At 64.3% G+C, this 24,354-nt stretch carries 21 protein-coding genes; 6 read left to right on the top strand and 15 right to left on the bottom strand.

Going from position 1 to position 24,354, the window contains the following annotated elements; all coding sequences use genetic code 11:
• Window positions 1-32: 32 nt before the first annotated feature.
• The 3 genes from AB0323_RS19550 to AB0323_RS19540 all read right to left on the bottom strand — a co-directional run bounded on the left by AB0323_RS19550 (window position 33) and on the right by AB0323_RS19540 (window position 3,176).
• Window positions 33-1,310, bottom strand: a complete 1,278-nt coding sequence (locus tag AB0323_RS19550; protein WP_366178796.1) for an extracellular solute-binding protein — start codon at window positions 1,308-1,310, stop codon at window positions 33-35.
• Between the two features lie 88 nt (window positions 1,311-1,398).
• On the bottom strand, window positions 1,399-2,220 hold the full coding sequence (locus AB0323_RS19545; protein ID WP_366178795.1) for a carbohydrate ABC transporter permease: 822 nt from the start codon (window positions 2,218-2,220) through the stop codon (window positions 1,399-1,401).
• The gene (locus AB0323_RS19540) at window positions 2,217-3,176 is read right to left on the bottom strand and encodes a sugar ABC transporter permease (protein ID WP_366178794.1); all 960 of its coding nucleotides are present in this window, start codon (window positions 3,174-3,176) and stop codon (window positions 2,217-2,219) included. The genes AB0323_RS19545 and AB0323_RS19540 overlap by 4 nt, the downstream gene beginning before the upstream one ends.
• Window positions 3,177-3,439: 263 nt before the next feature.
• On the opposite strand from AB0323_RS19540, the gene AB0323_RS19535 reads away from it, so the two are divergent.
• Window positions 3,440-4,519, top strand: coding sequence for a LacI family DNA-binding transcriptional regulator (locus AB0323_RS19535; RefSeq protein WP_366178793.1), 1,080 nt, complete (start codon window positions 3,440-3,442; stop codon window positions 4,517-4,519).
• 22 nt (window positions 4,520-4,541) lie between these two features.
• On the opposite strand, the gene AB0323_RS19530 is transcribed toward AB0323_RS19535, so the two are convergent.
• Genes AB0323_RS19530 through xylA form a run of 3 tightly spaced genes read right to left on the bottom strand, consistent with a single transcriptional unit; the run spans window position 4,542 to window position 8,314 of the window.
• A complete protein-coding gene (locus AB0323_RS19530) occupies window positions 4,542-5,627 on the bottom strand; it encodes a Gfo/Idh/MocA family oxidoreductase (RefSeq protein WP_366178792.1) in 1,086 nt (361 codons plus the stop codon).
• Window positions 5,602-7,104: a xylulokinase gene (gene xylB / locus AB0323_RS19525; RefSeq protein ID WP_366178811.1), complete on the bottom strand. Its 1,503-nt coding sequence runs from the start codon at window positions 7,102-7,104 to the stop codon at window positions 5,602-5,604. Before xylB ends, AB0323_RS19530 begins: the two co-directional genes overlap by 26 nt.
• A 19-nt stretch (window positions 7,105-7,123) precedes the next feature.
• Window positions 7,124-8,314, bottom strand: coding sequence for a xylose isomerase (gene xylA, locus AB0323_RS19520; RefSeq protein WP_364536818.1), 1,191 nt, complete (start codon window positions 8,312-8,314; stop codon window positions 7,124-7,126).
• 202 nt (window positions 8,315-8,516) lie between these two features.
• Here xylA and AB0323_RS19515 point away from each other — a divergent pair, with 202 nt between their 5' ends.
• The 3 genes from AB0323_RS19515 to AB0323_RS19505 are packed head-to-tail and all read left to right on the top strand — an operon-like array spanning window position 8,517 to window position 12,010.
• Window positions 8,517-9,782, top strand: coding sequence for an FAD-binding protein (locus tag AB0323_RS19515; protein WP_366178791.1), 1,266 nt, complete (start codon window positions 8,517-8,519; stop codon window positions 9,780-9,782).
• A gap of 10 nt (window positions 9,783-9,792) precedes the next feature.
• Window positions 9,793-11,052: an ROK family transcriptional regulator gene (locus AB0323_RS19510; RefSeq protein WP_366178790.1), complete on the top strand. Its 1,260-nt coding sequence runs from the start codon at window positions 9,793-9,795 to the stop codon at window positions 11,050-11,052.
• A gap of 31 nt (window positions 11,053-11,083) precedes the next feature.
• Window positions 11,084-12,010, top strand: a complete 927-nt coding sequence (locus tag AB0323_RS19505) for an aldose 1-epimerase family protein (protein ID WP_366178789.1) — start codon at window positions 11,084-11,086, stop codon at window positions 12,008-12,010.
• Window positions 12,011-12,022: 12 nt separating this feature from the next.
• Here the strand turns inward: AB0323_RS19505 and AB0323_RS19500 are convergent, their stop codons facing one another.
• The 9 genes from AB0323_RS19500 to AB0323_RS19460 all read right to left on the bottom strand — a co-directional run bounded on the left by AB0323_RS19500 (window position 12,023) and on the right by AB0323_RS19460 (window position 22,634).
• Window positions 12,023-13,210 carry a 4-hydroxybenzoate 3-monooxygenase gene (locus AB0323_RS19500; protein ID WP_366178788.1) on the bottom strand — a complete coding sequence of 396 codons (1,188 nt, stop codon included), beginning with the start codon at window positions 13,208-13,210 and terminating at the stop codon, window positions 12,023-12,025.
• Window positions 13,211-13,323: 113 nt separating this feature from the next.
• Window positions 13,324-14,076, bottom strand: a complete 753-nt coding sequence (locus tag AB0323_RS19495; protein WP_366178787.1) for an IclR family transcriptional regulator — start codon at window positions 14,074-14,076, stop codon at window positions 13,324-13,326.
• Between the two features lie 49 nt (window positions 14,077-14,125).
• Window positions 14,126-14,725, bottom strand: coding sequence for a hypothetical protein (locus AB0323_RS19490; RefSeq protein WP_366178786.1), 600 nt, complete (start codon window positions 14,723-14,725; stop codon window positions 14,126-14,128).
• A gap of 187 nt (window positions 14,726-14,912) precedes the next feature.
• Window positions 14,913-16,013, bottom strand: coding sequence for a hypothetical protein (locus AB0323_RS19485; RefSeq protein WP_366178785.1), 1,101 nt, complete (start codon window positions 16,011-16,013; stop codon window positions 14,913-14,915).
• A gap of 52 nt (window positions 16,014-16,065) precedes the next feature.
• Entirely contained in the window at window positions 16,066-17,277 is a 1,212-nt protein-coding gene (locus AB0323_RS19480) for an ABC transporter ATP-binding protein (protein ID WP_366178784.1), read from the bottom strand.
• Window positions 17,274-19,112, bottom strand: coding sequence for an ABC transporter permease subunit (locus tag AB0323_RS19475; protein WP_366178783.1), 1,839 nt, complete (start codon window positions 19,110-19,112; stop codon window positions 17,274-17,276). Before AB0323_RS19475 ends, AB0323_RS19480 begins: the two co-directional genes overlap by 4 nt.
• Complete coding sequence (locus tag AB0323_RS19470; protein WP_366178782.1) at window positions 19,113-20,204, bottom strand: extracellular solute-binding protein; 1,092 nt, start codon at window positions 20,202-20,204, stop codon at window positions 19,113-19,115.
• Window positions 20,205-20,654: 450 nt separating this feature from the next.
• Window positions 20,655-21,425 carry a GAF and ANTAR domain-containing protein gene (locus tag AB0323_RS19465; RefSeq protein WP_366178810.1) on the bottom strand — a complete coding sequence of 257 codons (771 nt, stop codon included), beginning with the start codon at window positions 21,423-21,425 and terminating at the stop codon, window positions 20,655-20,657.
• Between the two features lie 156 nt (window positions 21,426-21,581).
• The gene (locus AB0323_RS19460) at window positions 21,582-22,634 is read right to left on the bottom strand and encodes an FUSC family protein (protein WP_366178781.1); all 1,053 of its coding nucleotides are present in this window, start codon (window positions 22,632-22,634) and stop codon (window positions 21,582-21,584) included.
• Window positions 22,635-22,891: 257 nt separating this feature from the next.
• On the opposite strand from AB0323_RS19460, the gene mscL reads away from it, so the two are divergent.
• Together mscL and AB0323_RS19450 are read left to right on the top strand one after the other, a co-directional pair.
• The gene (mscL, locus tag AB0323_RS19455) at window positions 22,892-23,323 is read left to right on the top strand and encodes a large conductance mechanosensitive channel protein MscL (RefSeq protein ID WP_366178780.1); all 432 of its coding nucleotides are present in this window, start codon (window positions 22,892-22,894) and stop codon (window positions 23,321-23,323) included.
• 122 nt (window positions 23,324-23,445) lie between these two features.
• Entirely contained in the window at window positions 23,446-24,291 is an 846-nt protein-coding gene (locus tag AB0323_RS19450; RefSeq protein ID WP_366178779.1) for an ACT domain-containing protein, read from the top strand.
• Window positions 24,292-24,354: the final 63 nt, after the last annotated feature.

Below are 24,354 nucleotides of genomic sequence, written 5' to 3'. Positions count from 1 at the left end.
GGGTAACGGCTCGCGCGGCGGGCCGGGAGGGCCTAGGAGCCTGAGGTGTAGGCGCTGTCCATTTGCTTCAGGGCCCCGTTAGCGTCCGTCTTGCCGGCCAGGAGATCCTGCACTACCTGGAAGAGGGTCTGCTGGACGCGGGCGTTGGGCCAGTTCTGGTCCATGAACGCGTCCGTCTTGCCGCCCTTCTGGTATTGCTGCAGCGTGCTCAGGGCCGGGTCCACCGTGAAGGCGTCGTTCGGGACCGCGGGCAGGGCCTTGTTGGTCTGCGCGTACAGGTTCATGCCTTCAGGGCTTTCGAGGAAGTTGACGAACTTGATCGCGAGGTCCTTGTTTTTTGCATGCGCGTTCACCCCGTAGGTCGAGCCTGCGGCGCCGGCCATGCGGGTATCGGCCGGGTTGTCGCTCGCAGGGACCGGGAGCATGTTCAACTCGGTGCCCTTCGGTGCCTGCGTGCTGATCGCGGCCACGGCCGAGTTCACCTGCACCACGCTCAGCGCGTCGCCCTTCGCGACGGCGGCAAGGCTGGCGTTGTAGTCAGTGCCGAGAGGGTTGGCCTGGAAGCAGCCGGCCTTCTGCATCTCGAGGTATTTGTTGAACGCGTCGGTCCATTTCGAGTCGCTGAAGGTGGCCTTCTTGTCGGTCATGTCCTGCGGGAAGTTCGGGTTCGGGCCGTAGACGAGGGTGGGGGTGAGCGCGTATGGGATGAGCTGGGTGACCCAGTTTGTCTGCGCGCCCAGCTCGAAAGCTGTCTTGCCCTTGGCCTTCGCGGCGGAGCAGAACTGCAGCAGACCACTCCACGTGGTCGGCGGGGTCAGGCCTGCTTGGGTCATGGCGGTCATGTTGTAGACCGCGCCGATGCCGGAGAACGTGACGGAGGCGCTGTAGGTCTTGCCGTTGTACTGGGTGACCGGCTTGATGCCGGCCGGGAAACTGTTCGCCCAGGACTGGCTGGAAAGGTCTTCCAGGAAACCGGCCTTGCCGACCACGCGGGTGGCCATGGGGTTGCCGTCCCCCGGCCAGACGAAGACGACGTCAGGAGCGGTTCCCGAGGAGAGCTGGGTGCGAGTGGTGGTCTGGTACTGGTCCAGGGCCGACGTCGTGTACTTCACGTCCACACCGGGGTTCTGCTCCTTGAACTTCGCCACGACGGCGTCGAGGGCGGGCTTTTCGTTGGTCGTGGCCGCGAGGGTCAGGGTCTTTCCGTCCCCTGGTCCGGCGCCGGCGTTGGAACTGCCTCCGCTGCATGCGGTGAGGCCGAGGGCCGCGGCGACGGCGACCGAGAGGGCCAGAAGGCTCTTCTTGTGCATTATGTTGCTCTCCTTTGAACTGCAGCCAGGGCGCTGCCGAGGTAAAGACGTGAGGACCGGACGCCCTCACGCAGATGAGGTGAGGGGACTAGCCTTTGAGACCGCTGGCGAAGCCCTTGATGATGGTGTTCTGCATCGCGAAGTAGGCGATGAGGATCGGCGCGATGGTGATGACCAGGCCGGCGAAGACCAGGTTCCACTGCGAGACGTACTGGCTGACGAACGAGAACAGGGCAACCGGCACGGTCTGCTGGCTACTGCCGCTCAGGTACAGCAACGGGGTCAGGAAGTCGTTCCAGACGTGAAGGACGTTCAGGATGATGACCGTGCCGGTGATGGGACGCACCAGCGGGAAGATCACCGAGAAGAAGCTCCGCAGCGGGCCCGCGCCGTCGATCGCGGCGGCTTCCTCATAGTCGAGGGGAACCGCCCGGATGAAGCCGGTGTAGAGGAAGACCGAGAACGGAACCTGCAAGCCTGCGTAGTACAGGACCAGGGAGATCGGGTTGCCGAGCAGCCCCAGGTCCCGGATGGTCGTGTAGAGCGGGATGAGGGCAAGCTGGAAGGGCAGGAGCAGCCCCAGCATGAAGACGAAGAACAACCACTTCGACCATCTCTTCGTCACCCGGGCCAGGGGGTAGGCGGCCAGCGCCGAGATGGCCACGATGATCAGCACGCTGAACACGGTGACGAAAGCGCTGGTCAGCAGGGCCTGGCCCAGGTTGGCCTGGCTCCACGCGTCGGAGAAGTTCTGGAACGTGATGTTGGTGACCGGCGCCAAGGGCGAGGACTGGTCGTCCGGCGTCTTCAGTGCCAGGTTGACCAGGATGTAGACGGGGAGGAAGAAGAGGACGCCGACGAGGACCATGACGGCCTCGAGGATGAACGTCCGCCAGGTGTAGCGGTTCACTTGGTGCCTCCCTGCTTGCCGAGGAGCTTGTATTGAGCGGTGGAGAGGATCGCGACGAACGCGGTCAGGACCAGGGCCATGGCGATGCCGTAGCTGAAGTCGCCGAACTGGAACGCGTTCTTGTAGATCAGGGTCGACATGGTGTCCGTCGAGGTTCCGGGGCCGCCGGAAGTCATGACCCACACCTGGTCGAACAGCTTCAGGCCTCCGATGATCGAGAGCATCAGGTTGATCGTGATCGCCGGAGCCAGCTCCGGGCGGACCACGTACCAGAACCGGCGGAACGGGCCTGCGCCGTCAATCCTGGAGGCCTCGAGGACATCTTCAGGAACTCCCTGCAGGCCTGCCAGGAAAATCACCATCGAGTAGCCGGCGAATTGCCAGACCACCGTCGCGACGATGGACCATAGGGCGATGTCGGCATCCCCCAGCCAATCGTGCTGGAGGGCACCGAGGCCGAAGAACCCCAGGATCTGATTGATCGCCCCGTCGGGGGTCATGAGGTACTTCCACAGGTAGCCGGTGGCAACGGGCGTAATCACTGCCGGCGTGAAGAGGGCCACGCGCAGGATGTTGCGGCTCTTGATCTTGCTGTGTACGCCCAGGGCCAGCAGCAGCCCGATCAGGTTCTGCACCACGGTGATCGCGAAGGCGATCAGCAGGGTGTGGACCACCGCGCCGACGCCTCCGGGGTCCTTGAGAAGGCGCTCGAACTGGGCCAGGCCCACGAAGTCCTTGGTGGCCGAGAGTCCGTCCCAGTTGGTGAACGCGTAGGCGGCGCCCTGCACGCTTGGCCACAGGACCGCGAACAGGAAGAACAGGAGGGCCGGAACAACGAACCACCACGGGACTGTACCGATGCGTCGTGCGGTGAACTTCCGGGTGCGGCGGTCAAGGGGCGGAACAGGCGCGGCAGCCTCGGCCACCGCCACCGACTGGCCCTCTGCCGAGCTCATCGCGTCCCTTCCGGCAATGCCGGCACCGGGGTGCTGAACCAACGAATCACGGGAACCTCTCCATCGAGTAGAAAACGTTGCTTGCTAATTGAAGCGCTTCATCTGGATTTAGAATAGGGGTGCGACGTGATGTGCGTCAATAGATTTTGAAACGATTTAATTCGGATCCCGCTCGACTTCGCTGGGCTTGACCGTGTCAGCGCGGCCTTCTATCCTTGCTTGAAGCCATAAATGAAGCGCTTTAGGATTGAGGGACGAACCGCGTGACTAGTCAGACCGCAGACGGGGGCCGGGCCCCCAGTATGCAGGACGTCGCGCGCCTTGCCGGAGTGTCACTTGGGACCGTCTCGCATGCGTTGAACAAGCCGGAGAAAGTCTCGGCGCGTTCGCTCCAGAAGGTCCTCGCCGCCGTCGAGCAGCTTGGCTTCGTCCCGAACAGCGCTGCCCGTTCGCTCGCGGCAGGCAGCAGCAGTACCGTCGGCTTGGTCCTCACCGACATCGACAACTCACTCTTCGTCGACATTGCCAGGGGCGCCGAAGACGAGGCCCGCACCTCGGGCCACGCCCTCCTGCTGGCCAACAGCGACATCGACTTCAAGCGCCAGGAGTCGTACCTGGACATCTTCGACGAGGCACGGGTGGCGGGCATCCTGTTCACGCCTTTGAACGCAAGCCTGGAAGGTGTCGATCGGGTCCGCCGGCACGGACGCCGGATCGTCCTGGTCAACTACGCCGGCGGCCGTCAAGACTGCTGCGCAGTCCTCTCGGACGAGGAGTATGGCGGCTACATGGCCGCACGGCACCTCCTTGAGCTCGGCCGGCGCCGTCTGCTGTTCGCCGGCGGCCCCGAGGAGTTCCACGCCATCAAGGAGCGGCGCAACGGCGCCCTCCGGGCCGTGATGGAGGCCGGCAATGCCACCCTCGAGATCATCCCCTCCCGTCGCCTCAAGAGCGATGAAGGGCGCAAAATCGCCGCCGAAGTGACCGGCCGGCCTGCCGACCGCGTGCCGGACGGAATCCTTTCGCCCTCAGACCGCATCGCGGCAGGGGTCATCCACGAACTCATGGCAAGAGGCCTGCGCGTGCCCGAAGACGTCGCCGTCATCGGCTACGACAACAACCACTTCGCCACCGAAGTCGCGATCTCCATGTCCACTGTGGCCCAGGACGGACACAGCATGGGCGCCGAAGCAATCAGCCTTCTCCTCGACGAGATCCGGAATCCCGACCACGAACACCGCGTCCTGACGCTCAAGCCCCGCCTCATCCTCCGCGAGAGCACTTTAGGGCCAAGCGGAAGGCCTGTCCCGGAAGAAGACGGCAGGCTGCCGCTCGAAGCCTGAGCCGGCCAGCACTCCTTCGCCCCTAGTCCGCCGGGTAGTGGATTCCCACTTGGCTGCGTGCTTCATCCAGTAGGGACATCGTGGCCAGGGTATCTGCCAATGGCATGGTTGGGCTCTCGAGAAGGCCCTGCTGCAGGCAACGGATGACTTCGCGCAGCTGGTATGTGTAGCCATGGCCGGCCGGGGTGAATTTCTCCAACCGCTGCTCGCCGGAGCTGGAGACAATGGTCAGCTCGCTTGGACTGAACAGTGGCGCGTTGCAGCGCAGCATGCCCTTGGTGCCGCATACGGTGGCCGTTTGCGGGGTTGCCGCGGTCAACGACGTCATTGCCTGGACTTGCGCTCCGGAGGAATAGGACAGCGTCAGTGCAGTCTCGGAATCCACTCCGCCATCCGTGAGATGAGCCGTGGCCGTGATCGACTGCGGGCGTCCGAGGCTGATCAGCGCCCAGGTCAGGGGATACACCCCAACGTCCATCAAGGCGCCTCCCCCGTCGTCGCGTCTCCACAAACGGGACTCCGGATGATACGGCGCTGGAAATCCAAGGTCCGCCTGCAGCCACCGGATCTCGCCGAGTTCCCCGGATGCGATGATTTCCGCCGCCCGCTGCACACTGGGAAGGAATCGGGTCCACACGGCTTCCATCAGGAACAGGCTTTTCTCCCGGGCCAAGCTGACCAGGTCTTCTGCTTCACGCGCATTGATGGTCAACGGTTTCTCGCACAAAACGTGTTTCCCGGCTTCGAGTGCCGCCTTCGCCACCGGGTAATGGCTCGTGTGCGGTGTTGCCACGTAAACCACCTCTACCGCGGGATCACGGAGCAGGCGCTGGTAACCCGGGATCCCGCCGTCGTCACCGTAGGCGCTCCGGAAGCCATGCTCCAAGGCAAACGCCTCCGCATTTTCCTGGGTCCGGGAACGGACGGACTGCAGAAGCGCGTCGGGCAGGAGAGCAAGGTCGCTGATGACTGTGGCGGCGATCCGTCCGGTGGAAATGACTCCCCACCGGACGGGCCTGCCGGATGCAGGCACCGGATCCGGATTCAGGGAATCGAGCAGCGGTGTCCTGACGAGCAGCGGTTCAGTTGCCGGTATCAATGCGGGCACTGGCCTTCCTGTAGTTCTGGCCGATGGACGCCCTGAAATCCGGCTCAGGCGTGGCATCCACGGCCACGGGCCAGTCCGGGCGGTGCCCTGCGAGCGCCCATGCCGCCTGCACCGCTGCGCCTCGGGCCACGTATTCACCGGGGCTCGGAACCACCACGGGCAGGTCGAATACCTGGGCCGCGATCCGTTGGACAGCAGGGTTCTGTACGGCACCGCCAATCAGGAGCAATCGCTCTGCACGGACGCCCTGGTCACGCAGCGCATCCAGGCCTCCGGCGAGGCCGCAGAGCATGCCTTCGATGGCCGCCCGGGCGATGTTCGGCCGGGTCGTGGAGGCAATGCTGAGGCCGTGGAAACTGGCCTTCGCATGAGGCAGGTTGGGTGTCCGTTCCCCCTCGAAATATGGCACCAGCACCACACCTCCCGCACCAGGTTCGGCCTCGAGGGCTAGCCGGGAAAGCCCGTCGAAGTCGACGTCGAGCACTGCGGCAACGGAGCTGAGCACACGGGCGGCGTTCAGCGTCACGGCGATCGGCAGGTACTCCCCGCTCGCGTCCGCGAGGCCCGCCACGGTCCCGCTCGCATCATGTCCTGGCGAGGAGTCGACGGCGAACACGGTGCCGCTGGTACCCACGGACACCACGACGTCGCCGGGTTTGGCTCCGAGCCCCAGCGCGGCGGCGGCATTGTCCCCCGCCCCGACACCGAGCAGGATCCCGTCACCAACAGCCTCACTTGCGCGGGGGCCCCCGAAACACTCCGGATGCACCCGGCCTGCGGTTTCGCCGGGGCCCAGCACGCGGGGAAGAACGACGACGCCGGGCGCCGCCGTCGCTGACCCGCCCGAGGCTTCCCGGGCATCCTGGCCAAACGCCAATTTGAACAGGTCCAGATCGTAGCGTCCGGTCAGCGGGCTCCAATAGCCGGTGCCGCTGGCATCCGAACGGTCAGTTGTCAGCTCGTCCAGGTCCGGCCCCAGCGGACTGGAGCCGGCCGGACCGTAACCGCGAAGACGCCACGTGAGCCAGTCATGGGGGAGCGCGACGGCGGCCACCCTCGCCATGTTTTCGGGCTCGTGGTCCCTGATCCAGCGGATCTTCGTGATCGTGAACGAAGCCACCGGCACCAGCCCGGTCCGCCGGGCGAAGTCCTCGGCCCCTACTTCTGCGGTGAGGTCTTCCGCGGCTCCGGCCGAGCGCGTGTCGTTCCACAGCAGAGCCGGCCGCACCACATTGCCGTCACTGTCCAGCAGCACCATGCCGTGCTGCTGGCCCGCTACGGACAGCGGGCTGACGCCGGCGAGGCCGCCGGCGTCGTCGAACGCTTCGGACAGAGCCCGCCACCACTCGTCCGGATGGACTTCCGTTCCGTCCGGGTGGCTCGCCCGGCCTTCGCGGACGAGGGCTCCGCTTTCAGCGTCCAGGACCACCACTTTGCAGCTTTGAGTGGAGGAATCGACCCCGGCAACAAGGTTCAAGGAAGCAGCGGCCACGGGATCAGCGCGCTCCGAGGAGGTGCTCGATGAAGAGCTGCTGGAGCTTCACGAATCCGAAACCCTTGCCGCCGAAGTAGGCATCGGCGTCGAAGTCCTCGTAGGCGGACTTGTCGGCACGCAACTGCTCGTAGCCTTCGCCCGGGTTCAGGGTGGGTTCGTTGATTTCCGCCACACGGGACGCCTGGAGGGCTTCCTGGACTTCGGGGTCGGCCCGGAATGCCTTGGCTCGTTCCTTGAGCAGCAAGTAGGTCTGCATGTTCGCGGCTGCGGAATCCCACACGCCGTCGATGTCCTCGGTGCGGCTGGGCTTGTAGTCGAAGTGGCGCGGGCCGTCGTAGGCCGGTCCGCCGTCGGGACCGCCGTTTTCGAGCAGGTCCACCAAAGAGAAGGCGTTCTGCAGGTCGCCGTGGCCGAATACCAGGTCTTGGTCGAACTTGATGCTGCGCTGGCCGTTGAGGTCGATGTGGAAGAGCTTGCCCTGATACAGGGCCTGGGCGATGCCGTGCGTGAAGTTCAGCCCGGCCATCTGCTCGTGGCCTGTTTCGGGGTTGATTCCCACGAGCTCCGGGCGCTCAAGCGTTTCGATGAAGGCCAGGGCATGGCCCAGGGTGGGCAGGAGGATGTCGCCGCGGGGTTCGTTCGGCTTCGGTTCGATCGCGAAGCGGATGTTGTAGCCCTTGTCCGTGACGTAGTCGCCCAGCAGGTTCACGGCTTCGCGGTAGCGTTCCAGCGCGCCGCGGATGTCCTTGGCGGCGTCGTATTCGCTGCCTTCACGGCCGCCCCACATGACGAAGGTTTCGGCGCCGAGTTCAGCGGCGAGATCGATGTTGTCCAGCACCTTGCGTAGGGCGAAGCGGCGGACGCCGCGATCGTTGCTCGTGAAACCGCCGTCCTTGAAGACGGGGTGGCTGAACAGGTTGGTGGTGACCATGGGTACGATCATCCCGGTGGCCTTGAGGGCCCCTTGCAGACGGTCGATTTCGCGCTGGCGATCAGCGGCTGAGCAACCGAAGGGGAACAGGTCGTTGTCGTGGAAAGTGATGCCGTAGGCGCCAAGGTCGCTGAGCCGGTTGATGGCTTCCACGGTGTCCAGCGGCGGGCGGGTTGCCGAACCGAACTGGTCCTGTGCCTCCCATCCCACGGTCCAAAGGCCGAACGAAAACTTGTCTTCACGGGTGGGCTGAATCGTCATTGAGTGCTCCGGGTGGGTTTGCGGATTTGTTTCGCTATCCAACATATTACGAATCTCTGTGATGTCAACCACGTGGAAACATCGAGTTTTTTTATCCACTCAACGAAAGGTTCGCAAAAGATCTGGCGATGGGTCGGTCCAGCCGTTATGTTGTTGTGAACATCAAATAAGGCCGCGAGGCTCCCAAACGAAGGATTCAACCGTGACTGATCAGCTGGTGGCGGAACGCAACTGGGCAGGAAACTACAGCTACCAGGCACCGCAGCTCGCCCATCCCGCCACCGTGGAGGAGCTCCAAGGGCTCGTGGCAGGCGCCTCGAATATCCGCGCGCTCGGGTCCCGCCATTCCTTCAACTCCATCGCGGACACGGCCGGCACACTCGTCGAGCTGGACCGCCTGGATCCGGGCATCAGCGTGGATGCGGCGAACATGACCGTCACGGTGAGCGGTGGCACGCGTTACGGAACGCTCGCGGCTGAGCTCCAGCGCCAGGGCTTCGCCCTCCACAACCTCGCATCGCTCCCCCACATTTCGGTGGCAGGAGCTGTCGCCACCGCCACGCACGGCTCCGGGGACGCCAACGGCAACCTGGCCACCGCCGTCGCGGGCCTTGAATTGGTCACTGCGGACGGCAGTATTCTCAGCGTGCGCCGGGGCGACCCCAGCTTTGACGGAATGGTTGTTGGACTCGGCGCCCTCGGCATCGTCACAAAACTGACCCTGGACGTCCAGCCAAGCTTCGACGTCGCCCAGAGCGTCTTCGAAAACCTCAACTGGGATCTCGTCCTGGAAAGCTTCGACCGGATAACCTCCTCTGCCTATAGCGTCAGCCTCTTCACCGACTGGAGCGGAGAGACTGTGGGCCAGGCGTGGCTCAAGAGGCGCAGCGGCGATCCCGCGCCCGGAACGCCGGAATTCTTCGGCGGCACCCCGGCGACGGAAGCCCTGCACCCCCTTCCCGGGGTGTCAGGGAGTAACTGCACGCAGCAGCTCGGCATTGCCGGGCCGTGGTCGGACCGGCTGGCCCATTTCAGGATGGAATTCACTCCTAGCCAGGGCGACGAGCTGCAGAGCGAGTACCTAATCCCCCGTGAACACGCCGTGGACGCCCTCCGCACCATGCGCAGGCTCTCCGACGTCGTGACTCCGCTGTTGCTGATTGGCGAAATCCGCACGGTGGCTGCCGACCAGCTCTGGCTGAGTGCCAACTACGGCCGTGACGGCATCGGCTTGCACTTCACTTGGCGCCAGGACCAGCCGGCGGTCGAAGCCATCCTGCCGCTCCTTGAGGCGGAACTGGCTCCGTTCGCGGCGAGGCCGCACTGGGGCAAGCTGTTCGACGCCGGTGCTGCCGCCGTCGCGCCCTTGTACCCGCGCTTCGGCGACTTCATCGCCTTGGCCGAGCGCCTGGATCCTTCCGGAAAGTTCCGCAACGACTTCCTGGACCGCACGGTGTTTGGGAGCTGATATTGTCGCGATGATGCCCTCCCCCACCCCGAATCCCCTCACCGTCAGCGAGCCCGATCCGTCGCGGCGAAACAACCTGGCGCTGCTGACCTCCCTTGTCCATCACAACGGTGGTCTCAGCCGCGCCCAGCTGACCAAGCGGACTGGCCTGAACCGGTCCACGGTAGGGACGCTGATAGGGCAACTTGTGAACTTGGACGTGGTCTACGAGACGGCGCCTTCCGGTGAAGCACAGGTGGGCAGGCCCAGCCCGATCGTCCGTCCGCGGCCCTCCATCGCCGCCCTTGCGGTCAACCCCGAGATCGATGCCGTCACCATCGGCCTTGTCGGCCTTGGGGGGAAGGTCCAGAAGAAGATCCGTTTCGACACGGAGCGGATACCGACGGCCAAAGAGGCCGTGAACATCGCGGCCGCAGTGATCGCCGGAATGCGGTCCGAGCTGGACACTTCCTACCGGGTCATGGGTGTGGGCATCGCAGTGCCCGGGCTCGTCAACCGCGACGACGGCGTAGTCCGGCACGCCCCGCATCTGGGCTGGCGCGATGAACCCGTCGCCCGAATGCTCGGCGAGGCCACCGGCTACCCCTGCCACGCGGCCAACGACGCATCACTGGGCGCCGAAGGCGAGCTCCTGTTCGGCGCCGGCGCGGGACAGAAGAACCTGGTCTACCTCAACGGTGGAGCCAGCGGCATCGGCGGCGGGATCATCGCTGACGGGGAATTGCTTCGCGGAACATCCGGCTATGCCGGGGAACTTGGACACACGTTTGTCCGCTCGTCCGGCAAATCTTGCCACTGCGGGGCGACGGGCTGCCTTGAAACCGAAGTCTCCCAGTCACAGCTTTTCGAACTTGCCGGGCTGGGTGGCGGCGACGCGGGCCAACTCGAGCAAGCGCTGCGGGCGAACAACAGCGAAGCAGTGGGCACCGAAGTGGCGCGCCAGCTCGAGTATCTTGGCATCGCGTTGCGCAATGCCGTGAACACTTTCAACCCGGAGGCGATCGTCCTGGACGGCTTCCTCGGCGTCTTGCACGCCCTGTCTCCCGGGACACTGGACAGCCTTCTCCGGTCCCAGGCGATGGCCGGACCGGCAGGACAGGTAAAGATCTACCGGGCCGCCCTCGGCTCGGATCTCATGATGATCGGAGCCGCTGAACTGGCCTTCACGCAGTTCCTCGCGGACCCCGCCGGCGCTTTCCCTATCCCTACTCTTAGTCAGGCCGACCATGCTGAATCAGGCGCCCTCGCTCAATCAGGAACCCTCCCTTAGTCGGGAACCGCGCCACCATGCACCATCGCCCATGAGCGAACACTTCGAACTCACGGCCAGCATCGGCGGCCGCCACCAGCGCGTTGTGCTGACGGAAGTCGCCGCGAGCTTGCGGGAGCTCGAGGTCGACGGCGTCGCCCTCATCCAGGACTACCCTGCCGACGCCCAACCGCCGTGGTGCGCGGGCTGGGTCCTGGTCCCGTGGCCGAACCGGGTGGCCGGAGGCACGTGGCGCTACGACGGCGTCGCCCAGCAACTGGACATCACCGAACCGGCCAACGGCAATGCCTTGCACGGATTGCTGTCCCACACTCCCTACGGGGTGAGTGCCCACACCGCTGACAGCATCACGCTCGACGCCGGCGTCCCGCCACAGCCGGGATACCCTTTCGAGCTGTCGACGTCGGTTCGCTATCAGCTCGTGGAGGACGGGCTTCTTGTCACCCACCGCCTGGAAAATACCGGACCCCGGTCCGCGCCTGTCGCCCTCGGTGCGCATCCCTTCCTCAAACTGGGCAGCGTGCCGACCGAAGAACTCACGCTCTACATCAACGCCGGTACCCACATCGAAGTGGACGAACGCCTGATTCCGACTGGAATCACCACGGACGTCGAGGGAACAGGGAACGATTTCCGCACCGGCCAACTGGTGGGCGCTGTTGACCTCGACGACGCTTGGGGCGATGTCCGGCGCGAGGACGACGGAAGCTCGCTGCACTACCTGGAGGCCCCCGATGGCAGCCAAGTGCAGCTGTTCATGGACGCCTCCTTCGGCTATGTCCAAGCCTTCACCACCAAGGAGTTCGCCAGCGCAGGCGGCATGGTGACCGCCGTCGCGATTGAACCGATGACGGCGCCTGCCAATGCCTTCAACAGTGGCGAAGGCCTGCGCTGGCTGGAACCCGGCGAGGTATGGGCAGCCAGCTGGGGCATCCGGTACCTGACGACGCGCAAATAGCCAGCCGCCACCCTACCTCCCCGTCGGCCATCCCGTGTACGACTCCGCCAAGTACGCCCGGGCATGCCGGGAGGAGACCACGGAGTGGAGCTCCCCGAGTTGGCGGGCCCGGCTGAAATCGTCCGAACCGGGGACGGTGTGCAGCATGGACGTCATCCAGTAGGAGAAGTGCTGGGCCTTCCAGACGCGTTCCAGGGCGCGGTCGCTGTAGGACTCGAGCAGGGAATCGGAACCGTTCGAATAGAAGGATTCAAGTCCTTCGAAGAGCACCTTGACATCATGGAGGGCCAGATTGAGGCCCTTGGCACCGGTCGGCGGGACTGTGTGGGCGGCATCTCCGGCAAGGAACAAGTTCCCGTAGCGCATCGGCGTGTGGACGAAGCTGCGGAACGGCAGGACCATCTTCTCGAGGACCGGCCCCTCCTTGAGCTCAAAGCCGTTTCCGTTGACGCGTTTGCGGAATTCGGACCAGATGCGCTCGTCGTCCCAGTCGTCCACGTTTTCCTTGGGGTCGCACTGGAAGTACATGCGCTGCACATTCTCCGTGCGTTGGCTGATCAGGGCGAAGCCGTTCTCGGAATTGGCGTAGATCAGTTCATCCGAGCTCCGGGGGGCCTGGGCGAGGATGCCGAACCAGGCGAAGGGGTATTCGTGGAAGTACCACTTGCGGTTGACCTCGGGGATCTGGAAGCGGCAGTGGCTGCGCGAACCGTCGGCGCCCACCAGGAAGTCCGCCTGGATCTCGGATTCCTGGCCCGCAGCATCGGTGAACCAGACTTTCGGCTTGCCTTCGAGGTCGTGGATGGTGGTGTCCGTGACGCTGTACCGGACGTCGCCGCCGTCGTCCTTGCGCCGTGCGGCGAGGTCGAGGAAGACGTCCGTCTGCGGGTAGAGCCACACCGATTCCCCCACTAGCTCTTTGAAGTCGATCCGATGGCTTTCGCCGTTGAAGCGCAGTTCGATCCCGTCATGCCGGTCGCCGTCACGCAGCACGCGGTCCGAAACGCCGCTTTCCACGAGCAAGTTCACGGAGCCGTGTTCCAGGATGCCCGCACGGACAGTTTCGGCGATCTGCTGATGGCTGCGGACTTCGACGACGGTGGATTCGATCCCCGACTCCGCCAGCAGGTGGGAAAGCATGAGGCCGGCCGGGCCGGCGCCCATGATGGCCACTTGGGTGGTGATGGTCTTACGTGCCATGGTCTGCCTCGCTTCATTGCGGAACCGCGCCTGAGCGGCTGCGGAGGTTCTGCTGACCAGTGTGGCCGCCACCGCATGATCGGCGTTAGGTGAATTCCGTTCAACGGAAATTCTTAGGCGTTCCGCTGCTCCCCGAGCTGGCGAGCGATTCCGCGGGCCGCCGTCTGCAGGGCGGGCACCAACGCCTGCAGGCGCATTTCAGCGAGGGGAACCACGACGCCGAGAGCGGCTACCGTAAGCCGCTTGCCGTCCGTGACCGGAACCGCGATTCCCCATGTATCCGGATCCACCACGCCGGCGAGCTGGGCGTACCCTTGCTGGACGGTTTCGGCCAAAAGGCGGCGGACGACGTCGGCCGTCACGTTTCCCGCGGGGTCGCTGAACTGTTTGAGGTACTCGGCCTGCAGTTCCCGTGGTTGGCTAGCCATCAACGCCAACCCGGCCGAGGAGATGTGGACCGGCATGCGGCCGGCAACGCGGGCGCGGTTGGCCACGGATCCGCGGCGGGACAGCCGCTCAACGAACAAGGCCTCCCAGCCGTCGAGTACGGCTAGGTTCACGTTCTGGTTCAGGACCTGCTGGATGTCCTCCATGAACGGCAGCGCCGCTTGCCGGAGGGCCAGGGTGGGTGAATTCCGGTTGACGAGTTCCCACAACCGCAGGCCCATGCGGACATTTCCGCCGACCCCGAGTTCGAGGAGTCCGTGTTCGGCGAGCTGCCGGACCAGGCGATGGGTGCTCGTGAGCGGCAAGCCGGCGGTCTCCGCGAGTTCGGAAAGCCGCAGGGAAGTAGAGCCTTCGGGGAAAGCTTCGATGATCCGGACGATTCGGTCCACGACGGAATCGCCGGATGCCGAGTTGGCCACGGAGCGCTTCCCGCCTTCCTGTGGATTCCATTGAATGGGCCGCTCTAGCTTACACGGGTTCGGCCGGAGTGGCGTGCCCGCTTTCCGAAAGGGTCTTCTCAAGGGGATCCGCCTTGAGGTCCTGGGTTTTCCGCCGCGATATTTCCATGCCAATCGCGTCGTAGTGCGCGAGCAGCTCCGGGCCGGCATACGTGGGCTGGTCCAGCAGTCCAAAAGCGAAATCGCTGGCGGCGAGAAGTTCGTCATCGGAGTACTTGTCCAGCGGCTGGAATCCGTCGGCATCGATCGAGGCTGCGAACTCGCCGGTGATCTCGACGAATTTCGACCCCGCCGCGGCCTCGACGGGAAGGGTGGCAGGCCGATCCATGAATTCCAGCGAAACTCCGGAGCCTTTGGCTGGTCCTACTTCGGTGCCGCCGCCGTCGATCGAGTTGAGGTCGTTACGGAGTCCGGCCAAGGCCTGCGATTCCACAAGCGCCGCGCGGGAAAACCCGACCCTGATGTGCGAAGTGATGCCCATTCGCCGGATCCGGCGGACGATGTGAACGAGGGCGGGGCGGGAATCCTCGTTGAGGCTCCCGCGCACGTCTATCTCAACGGCATCCGTAGAGACATCGAATTTTACGAGAGCGTGCAATCTGCGGTCCATAGGTACTCCAAAAAAGGGCGTCTATGGCCGACGGCTCAACCTCAAAAAGCGTAGCCTCTGGAAGCCTCGTTGTACACCCGGCGATGACTTCGGCGTTCGGCCTTCCAGCGTTCGGCGCGGGTGCCTGTGGAGGGATCTGTCCTGGTCGACGGGTCGTGCAGGCCAGGACAGATCCTTGGTCACCAGATCAGTGCTTGCGGACGATTCGGGACAGGGCCATGGGCAGGGTCAGGACTGCGACGGCCGGGACTATCCACCAGGTTCCGTTGCCCCCCGCGGTGTTCAGCGCGGCGGTGACGGCGAAAGATGCGACGATCGCCAGGGCTACCCTCCAGTCGTCACCGACGATGAAGTCGTACCAGAACAGGCCAAACTTTTTCAGGGAGTTGCCGGCCGACGGTTCGCGGGGCGCGTCGGGGGCCGTCTCCACGGCCACCGAGCGGGTGTGCATACCGGGATCGGTTTCTTGCGCGGAAGGCACGATCGTTTCCAATTCTGGACGATTGCCGGCGAATCCCACCGCGAAGTCGCTTGGTTCAGAAGTGGCAGCGGTCGAGGCCGCCGACGGACGGCGTCGAAGGACAGCGACTATGGCAAGTGCAATGACGGCCAGGGCGGGGATGATGACAAGCAAGGAGAGGTCGGCGGCAGGCCAAACGGCGCCGGTACCCTCGGCACCCCAGAAGATGCCGAAGCCTGTCAGCATGATGCCGACGATGAACTTCATGGTGTTCTCGGGTACCCGTGAGAGAGGCCCGCGCACAACGATGCCGGCGATGGCCACGAGAACGACGGCCGCGACCGCAGTCCAGGCGGCGAGGCTGAGTTGGCCCTGGATATTGCCGAAGGTGACCACGATAAACGCGACTTCAAGTCCTTCGAGCAGGACGCCTTTGAAGGAAAGGGTGAAGGCGTACCAGTCGCTGACTCCGAGGCGCGACTCCTTGGACGCGGATTGTGCCGCTGCGACTTCACGCCGATAGATCTCGTCCTCGTCGTGGAGGGCTTTGTGGCCGCTGGCGCGGAGGATGGCCTTGCGCATCCACTGCAGCCCGAAAGTGAGGAGCAATCCGCCGACGACCAGGCGAAGGACATCCATGGGAATCAGGGCTATCGCGGGGCCGAAGACGATGATGACGGCGGCCAGCACTACTAGGCCTGCGCCGACGCCGGAAAGGGCCGATCGCCAGTCGCGGGCCGTTCCCGCCGCCAGGACGATGGTGGTGGCTTCCACGGCTTCAACCAGGCAGGCCAGGAAGACGGATAGGAGCAACGCGGTGGTATTCAAGGGTGTTCTCTTTCAGTGGTGGACTGTCGTGACAAAAATTCGTTGGGCTTGGCTAGTGCGCGCCGGACGTTGTCCCGAACGCGATCGCGGCTTCCGGATCCACCGTGACGAGGCAGTCCGCGCCGCGCGGAAGTCCCGCCGGGGCAGACACGGAGGTGAGCCGCCCCCAGGGACCTTCCACCACGTGGTCATAGGTCCGCCCCCGGTACGCGACGTCAAGGACTCGCCCGGCCAGTGTGCCGGCGGATCCCGGAAGGGACGCGTGGTTCGGTGCCTGGCCGGGACGGGAATGTTCGGGAAGGCTGAGTCGGGTCGCCGCAGGCCGGACTTGGACGATGGCGTCGTCTCCGGGCTTCAGGTTCCCGGCGCGGCGGCAGTACACTTCGGAGTCTCCGAGCCGGACGGTGACCCTGTCGCCGTGGCCCTGGGTGACGATCCCTGCGAGGGTCCCTCCCACGCCGGTGAACCGGGCGACGAACGGGGTCGCCGGGTTGTTATAAATCTCCTCGGGCCGCCCGTATTGTTCCAGGGTGCCTTCTCGCAACACCCCGATCTCGTCGGCGAGCGCGAATGCCTCACTTTGGTCGTGGGTGATGTAGAGGGCGGACGCTCCCGTCTCGCGGGTGAGCGTGGATATTTCCAGCCGCAGCCGCTCACGCAGATCGGCGTCAAGATTCGACAGCGGCTCGTCGAAGAGGATCAGCGACGGACGTCCAACAAGGGCCCTCGCCAAGGAAACACGCTGCTGCTGGCCTCCGGAGAGTTCGGGCGGATAGCTGGAGGCTTTACCCGTGAGCCCGACCCGTTCGAGCATTTCCGTGATCAGCCTGGTTGCCGCAGCCGTGCGGAGTTTGCGGCGCCGCAGCGCGTAGCCAACATTCTGTGCCACCGTCATATGCGGCCAGAGGGCGTAGTCCTGGAAGACCATGCCCAGATCCCTCCGTTCCGGGGGCACGTTCATGCTCGCGCTGCTGACGGTTGTTCCGTTCAGGGAAATGCTTCCGCTGTCGAGCCGCTCAATGCCCGCGATAGACCGCAGGAGCGTTGATTTGCCCGATCCCGACGGTCCGAGCAGAACCGCGAACCGGCCCGGCTCGATCCTGAGATCAACCCCGGTCAGAGCGGGCGTGCTGCCGTAGGACTTGGCGGCTCCTTTGACCTCAATGAGACCCCCTGACATCCCCGGGTGTTCTGCGGGGCCGTTCGCGTTCGCCGGGGACACGGCAGAACGGGGGCTGTTGCGTCCGAAGACCGTGGTGATCATGATTGTGGTCCTGTCTTTCGCCACCCTGCAGGGGTGGCCAATCGGAATATGAGCGAGGCCAGTCCTACGACGGCCAGCGAAAACGCGACGGCGAGAACCTCCACGGCGGTTCCGCCGCCGAAGTCGTACGTGCTCAAGGCCTGATTGATCCCCACCGCCACCGGGGCAGAACCCGGCGGATACAGGAGCTGGGAAATGGGCAGCTCAAGGATCGTTCCCGAGAAGGTCAACAGCCAGGCCGAGAGGATTGGCCGGGCCAACACCGGAAGAACGACCGACAGCCAGGTCCATACCGGTCCGCTACCGTGTGCACGGGAGGCCTCACGCATCGATTCCTGCAGCTGGCTCATGCTTCCTGCCAGAAGGCGGGTGGTGGAAGGAAGCGCCGAGGCAACGTAGGCGAGTACGAGCAGCGAAGCCGTGCCGTAAAGATGAATATTCAGTGCCGCCGTCACCGGAAGGTTGTAGGTGAAGATATACCCGGCGGCGAAGACGATGCCCGGAAGAGCGATAGCTGCCAGCAGGATGAAGTCCAGCACCTTGGCACTGGCGGTGAGTGAGCGAGCCGTCAGCATTCTGGCGCACAGCAACGCAAGCACCGCGGCCGCGGTGGCGGTGATCAGAGCCATCTGGGTGGAAAAGACCAACGGTCCGAGAAGGTTCGGGCTGTGGAGGGCGTGGTCATAGTTGGTCAGGGACAGGGGGTGGTCGCTTTGCAGCGATCCCAGACCATCGATCATCGACGCCGACACGGCGCCGAAGGCCGGAACACCCAGTGCGATGAGGATCAGAAAGGTCAGGAATCCTCCGGCCGCCGCTTTCCATCCGCGCGAGAGGCTCAACGTACGCCCGGGCCGGCTCCTGCCGCCCAGCACGCGGTAGCTGCGTCCCTTCAACGCCTTGGACTGGAGCAGCAGGGCTACCGCGATCAGGCCCAACAGCATCCAGCTGACAGCCGCAGCAACCGGAAATCGCACCGGGAATGCTTCCACGGCGTCGAAGATCGCGTACGTCGCCACGGGGAAGTGCGAAGTGCTGGACAGCGTGGAGGCCACGCCGTAGTCACTGACTGACTCGGCGAAAACGATGGCAAGAGCGGCCCAGACGGCCGGCCCCAGAAGCGAGACCGTCACGCGCAGCGAATCGATGAAGGTGCCGCCGTGAACCCGGACCGCATCGTCGAACTCGCTGCCCAACCCGCGCATGGCGGCGGAGATAGCCAGGAAACCGAACGGGATCCCCTTGATGCTGAGGATAAGGGCGATACCGACCGGGCCGTAGTAGATATCGCGCGCCCAGGAGCAATCGATGCCGGCCACAGCCAGGACTCCGGAGGGTTCGAGCAGGCGCTGCCAGCCCATGGACAGCAGGTAGGAGGGTGTCAACAGCAGGGCAAAGACAGCGCCCGTCCAGATTTTCCGTCCCGGGACGTCAGTGCGGACAACGAGCCACGCCAGTGCGAGGCTGACTCCCACGGCAACGGCCGCCGCAACCAGTCCCAATGCGGTCGAGTCGGCCAGCGCCTGAAGCAGTGTGCCTTTGAATGCGGCGCTGAAGGCTGAGAGGGTAAACCATTCATCGCCCTGACCGAGCAGGCGGGGGCTGAAAGCAGCGAGCAGGAAGGCACCGATGGGCAGGATCAGGACCATGACAATAGCGAGCCAGAACGCCAGAACGGGCGCGGACCTACCGGACCACGTCTTGCGGCCCTCCGGCGAGCGCCACCGACGCGAGGCCCCGGCGGACGCGAGACCGGGAACCCCAGTCCCGGCTACGGGAACAGCACCCGGTCCCGCCTTGAAGGGCGGAACCGGTTGCCTTAGCCGCTCGGTCATCTATTTGATGTTCGAGTCGAACCAGCTGACAATGTCGGCCTGCCGCGGGCCCCATGTGGAGGGGTCGATGTGCTGGTACCCGGCGGGGAACGACGGAACCCCAGCAGCCGGAGTGATTCCGGAAATGATGGGCCAGAACAACGAGTCACCGTTGGGGTTGCCGTTCTTCATGGCCTCCTGACCGGCCGGAGAAAGAAGGAAATCCGCGAACTTTTTCGCCTGCTCTTGGGCCGTAGCCGGAGCGTTCTTGTCTATGCCGAAGACGCCGGGAAGCAGGGTCGAGGCTGAGAGACTGGCAACCTTGGGCTGAAAATCTGCAGTCGGCTTTACCTTGAGAACTTCAGCGAGGGCCGCCGAGCTTTGGATCATGCCGTACTGGATCTGCCCGGTTTCCAGGGCATGCAGGGTGTCTCCGTTGGTGGGGTACACCTTCATGCCGTTGGACTTCAGGTCCGAAAACATTTTCTTTCCCTGGTCAACTCCGCCGAGTTGGTTCATTACCCCGGCGATCAGCGGATAAGTCGGACCTGACTGGGAGGGATCGTTCATTCCGACCTTGCCCGTGTACTGGGACCCGGAGAGGTCGGCCAAGCTGGTGGGCACCGCAGCGGTTTTCGCGGCGTTGTAAATCACCGCCGGGACCGTCGTCACGCCGGTGGGGATGTAGCTGTGGTCCCCGGGTACTACAGACTGTCCGGCCGGGGTGTACGAGGCGGCAGGAGTGTAGGGAAGCAGCTGGCCCTGCTGGTCCAGGGAAGCGAAGGCCGTGTCGCCGTCGGCCCAGAAAGCAGTCCACTGGGGGTTGTTCTTCTCAGCCGCGATCTTCGTCAAAAGCGGTCCCGTGCTGTCATCCACCAGCTTGACCTGGATACCGGTCGCCGCCGTGAAGGCCTTCACCACGGGGGCGTCGTACCCCATCGCCGAATAAAGGACGAAAGGCGCCTGGTCGGAGCCCGCGGCACCAGTCGCCGTTGAGGAAGCCTGGCCAGCCGCGCTTCCAGCCGCCTGTCCCCCGCAGGCGGACAAACTCAGGGCCGCGCAAGCTGCCATGGCAGTAACCGCAATCATCGCGGATTTGTTCTTCAGTTTCATCACAGAGTGCTCTCTTCGGAATATGCGCCGTTGGAAGACAAATCTAACGGTCGTTAGATCGATGCCGTAATGATCGTGACTTCAGGGGGCTAACAGGGCGTCATGCTTTGGTGAACGCGGGGTTAAGACTGCTCAACGCTTCGCCAGCCGAGCGGCACCCGGGAGCCCGTCCGGAGGGTAGGCAGGCATGCTCCGGATACAAACCGATGATGTGCCCTCCCGAAGCGCGCTCAGCCACGCCAAACTCATCAACTGGCTCGCCAAAATACGGGGTTGCGACACGTTCCAGGGCCCCGGCTCGAACGAAGCAGACCAGGCCCTGGCCAAATGCGCACAGGCCTTGGAAGACTCATCCACGCGGGCACAAATGGATGAGGCACGGGAACTCAAGCCGCGAGCAACTTGAGCTCGGCATTACACCCAGTGCGCTGACCCGTCAGAGGGCCGCACTCATCCGGCCCGGCTGCGGCCCGGCTCCTGGACGGGTTCTTCGAAGTGGGTCAGGGTGCCCGCTGCGTCGATGGAGTCCACTACGGATTTTGCGATATCGCGCAATTTCACGTTGCGGTTGCTCGAGGCTTCCGTCAGGATCCGGACCGCGTCCTCCTGGCTGCAGCGGCTCTGTGCCATGACAACTCCCACGGCTATATCGATAATCGTGCGGGATTCCATTGCCGCGCGGAGATTGTTGGCGCTGTCCTTATGAACAGCGAACCGGACGGCAAGACGCAAGGCCTGCGATACCTCACGGGTGTAACCCCGGGCCCGGTCCGCGGCCCTTTCGTTGAACTTGTGTGGGGCATCGGAATACAGATTGAGGGCCGCCTTGGCCTCGCCCTCAAGGTTGAAAGGCAAGGAGAGCACTGATCTCAGGCCGTACGATGCAACGGCAGTAGCGTAGTCGGGGCCCCAGCGGTTCTCCTCCAGGAGATCCGGAACGTAGACTTCCCGCTCCTCCTTGGCAGCCGTCAGGCATGGTCCTTGGGCCAGGGAATACTGGATCTCGTCCACTTCGCGGGCCACATCGCTGCTCCACCCAATCGTGAGTGCCTTCCGCTCGCGCAGCAGCGTGATCCCACAGAGTGCATCATCGCCGTCGCCCGCCATTTGGTGGGCAGAAAACCGGGCCAATTCGTTGAGGAATTCCTCAAAATCGGCACTTTCCAGGATCAGGTTCTGGATTTGGTCATTGGTGGTCGGGGCGGAATCTTCAGGGAGCATGGCGCGTTCTCCAAGTGAATATGCTGACGGGGGCATATGGAAATAATAAGTCCCTTCCCTCCACCGTCCCATACTGCGCCCCAATAGGATACGCCTAGCGGAAGGCGGGACTTGTCAGGCAGCGGCAACGCCGAAGAAATCTGCCCCGGCGCAGCGTCAGCGCCGCGCGCGCTCCGCCCGCAACCGGGACCATGCGGCGGGTGCCAGTACCACCGCAACGCCGACGGCGGCCCCGATCACCGTCTCGACGATGCGGTCCCGCAGCAGGAGCCCGGGCGGGACGTTGGCAACCAGCAGGGTGGAAATGAGCGCGAGCGGCGTGACGAAGATCTGTGCCACAAGATATTGGCGCACAATGAAGAGCTCAGCCCCGAACTGGCATGCGGCAATTACCAACACCATCTGCCATGGCGCCGGGCCCAGCCAGAGGATTCCGGCCAACACCAGCAAACCGAGCAGCGTCCCAACGATCCTCTGGATTCCCCGTTGCACCCGATGCCGGGTACTGCGCCCCACCAAGGGAACCACTGCCGCCACCATGGCCCAGTAGCCGTGTCCGAACCCGAGCCACTGCCCAGCCAAGGTGGCAAGCGTTCCGGCCAGCCCGGCGGCCGCGAAGTAGCCCAGGCCTTCCAGCCACGCAGCCCGGACTTCCTGCGGCAACAACCGGTCCGCCGGCGGTCGCTTCCAGGGCGTACGGTGGCTCGGGACCATCCGTGCCGACATTCCGATCAGCAACGCCAACACAACGGTCAAACCGGCGGTCAGCATCCCTTCCCAGAGCGGCGGCTGCTGAGGCACGGAGGCGATCGCGGCGAAAGCGAAAATGTGGAAGAGGGAACCAGCCGGGCGAAGCCGCCATAGCGCAGTCACTATGGAGCAAAACGCAGCAACCAAGGTGGTGCCAACCGTGAGGATCCACACGTACACGTCCGAGCCCTGTCCAAACCTGGCCGTCAGGGCGGCGAGCAGGATGATGCCCAGCAGCAGCGAACCGGCCCGGAGTTGGCTTCGAAAACGGTGGCTGTGGGGCTCGTTGCGGCCATAGATGTTGGTGAACGCAGCAAAGCTGGCGAAAACCACAAGGTCCAGCCGTCCGAACAGCACGAGGGTGATCAGTGGCAGGAAGACGCCCACCGCGCAGCGGACAGCCGGGTGATGGTCCTTGTTGCCGGGACCGATCCTGAACATCTCTGCCAGGGCGTTCAATGGATTGCCTGCCTCCGCTTGCTTCTCTTGAGCGCTGTACTGCTCAACTAATACTGCCCGACGGCGGCACTGGCATCCGCTACGAGCTTACGTCGGGTGGTTCCAGGCAGTCCGATCAGCTTCCGTTGAATGGCAAACCGCCGCGCAGGAGTATGACGCCTCGCCACCTTCGATTGATAGTCTCATTCCGGTTGTTTCCAGCCGGGCCGGGCGTCGATCCGGCCACATCACCCAAACCATTCACCGGAGGAAATTCCATGCTCAAAGGTTTCAAGGACTTCGTTCTTCGCGGCAACATCATCGAACTGTCCATCGCCGTGGTCATCGGCACCGCGTTCACAGCCTTGGTCGCGGCTTTCACCACCAACATCGTAAACCCGGTCATCGCCGCCGCCGGCGGAGTCAACGCGCAGGGACTGGGCTTCTCCATCTGGCCCGACAACGCGAAGACCTTCGTCAACTTCGGCGCCGTCATCACCGCCTTCGTGACCTTCCTGATCACGGCCGCCGTGGTGTACTTCATCTTCGTTGCGCCCATGAACAAGATCAACGAACTGACCAAGCGCCGCGCCTCGATCGAAGAGCCCGAAGACGAACCGCTTCCGGCTGACACCGCCCTGCTTGTTGAAATCCGCGACCTCCTGACCGAGCTCGCCGCCGCCAACAAGAGCAACGAGAACGCCCGCTAAATTTCGGACATTACGGCCAGTTCGGCGCATCCGGTCGGCGCCGAACTGGCCCCCATCAGTGCTGCCTTAGATCGTGACGCAGGCGCAACCCACCTGAAACAGGGCTCGGGCACGATAGTGCCATGAAGCCGAACAAGAGGACTTCCGCTACCGCCGAGCTCTCCTGCGAAGTGTGCGGCCAGATGCCCGAGGCTCCGAAGGCCCGCGTCACCGTGGCCCAAATCGCAGTGATGCTGCCCATCGAACTTCTTGTCCACGCCATTGTGGTTGAAACGCAATTGCCTTACCTGGCCAAGGTGCTCCTCCTGACCGTGACCGCAACAGTCCTGGTCATTTGGGTCGCCGAGCCCTCCGCAGCACGGATTCTGCGGCGCTGGATCCACGCGCCTGCCCTCCGCCACCGCAGGAAGCTTCATACCTCCCAGGCTCTTTGGCGGGCGAGGACCGTGCTCCGCGACCAGCCGGGTTCCCTCCAACGCATCACCCAATCACTGGCTCGGACCGACATCAACATCCTCAGCATCCATGTCCACCCCATGGACGGAGCCGTCATGGATGAATTCGTCCTTTCCGCTCCGGGCCACCTCGGCGAGCAAGAGCTGCTGACGGCGCTCGACGACGGCGGCGGCCGGGATTCGCGCGTGTGGCCTACCACCGCACTCGCAATGGCTGACGGCCAGACCAAGGCCTTGAGCCTGGCTGCCCGGATCGCCGACAACCCGGACGAACTGCCGCTGGCGGTTGCGGAACTCCTTTCGGCGAAAATCGTCACCCCCGAAGCCGAAGGTCCGGCCGTCGAGGCGGGCGCCGCCGTCGGGCCCTCCACGACCCTCCTCAAGATTCCCACCGCCTGGGACGGGCCCCTCCTGTTCTCCCGGCCGGGCGAGCCATTCACACCGGCGGAATCAGCACGCGCGCATCGGCTTGCCGAGCTTGCGGAAATCCTGGCGCACAGCCGCCGGGACTAACCGCCTGGCGACACGTCCCCGACTCCGTTTTGCCCGGTATCCCACTTTCGACCATCGGTCTCC

Source organism: Arthrobacter sp. NPDC080031, assembly GCF_040702485.1.
In the GTDB taxonomy this organism is placed as follows: Bacteria; Actinomycetota; Actinomycetes; order Actinomycetales; family Micrococcaceae; genus Arthrobacter.
Note: the sequence above shows the minus strand (reverse complement) of the source record. Positions and strands in the feature narration are given on the sequence as shown.

Bases quoted from the DNA above. Each gene is read 5' to 3' on its own strand.
- AB0323_RS19510 (WP_366178790.1), top strand. From the start codon at position 9,793: ATGATGCCCTCCCCCACCCCGAATCCCCTCACCGTCAGCGAGCCCGAT.
- xylA (WP_364536818.1), bottom strand. From the start codon at position 8,314: ATGACGATTCAGCCCACCCGTGAAGACAAGTTTTCGTTCGGCCTTTGG.
- AB0323_RS19465 (WP_366178810.1), bottom strand. From the start codon at position 21,425: ATGCTCCCTGAAGATTCCGCCCCGACCACCAATGACCAAATCCAGAAC.
- AB0323_RS19475 (WP_366178783.1), bottom strand. From the start codon at position 19,112: ATGACCGAGCGGCTAAGGCAACCGGTTCCGCCCTTCAAGGCGGGACCG.
- AB0323_RS19540 (WP_366178794.1), bottom strand. From the start codon at position 3,176: ATGAGCTCGGCAGAGGGCCAGTCGGTGGCGGTGGCCGAGGCTGCCGCG.
- AB0323_RS19450 (WP_366178779.1), top strand. From the start codon at position 23,446: ATGAAGCCGAACAAGAGGACTTCCGCTACCGCCGAGCTCTCCTGCGAA.
- mscL (WP_366178780.1), top strand. From the start codon at position 22,892: ATGCTCAAAGGTTTCAAGGACTTCGTTCTTCGCGGCAACATCATCGAA.
- AB0323_RS19480 (WP_366178784.1), bottom strand. From the start codon at position 17,277: ATGATCACCACGGTCTTCGGACGCAACAGCCCCCGTTCTGCCGTGTCC.
- AB0323_RS19500 (WP_366178788.1), bottom strand. From the start codon at position 13,210: ATGGCACGTAAGACCATCACCACCCAAGTGGCCATCATGGGCGCCGGC.
- AB0323_RS19470 (WP_366178782.1), bottom strand. From the start codon at position 20,204: ATGAAACTGAAGAACAAATCCGCGATGATTGCGGTTACTGCCATGGCA.
- AB0323_RS19505 (WP_366178789.1), top strand. From the start codon at position 11,084: ATGAGCGAACACTTCGAACTCACGGCCAGCATCGGCGGCCGCCACCAG.
- AB0323_RS19490 (WP_366178786.1), bottom strand. From the start codon at position 14,725: ATGGACCGCAGATTGCACGCTCTCGTAAAATTCGATGTCTCTACGGAT.
- AB0323_RS19550 (WP_366178796.1), bottom strand. From the start codon at position 1,310: ATGCACAAGAAGAGCCTTCTGGCCCTCTCGGTCGCCGTCGCCGCGGCC.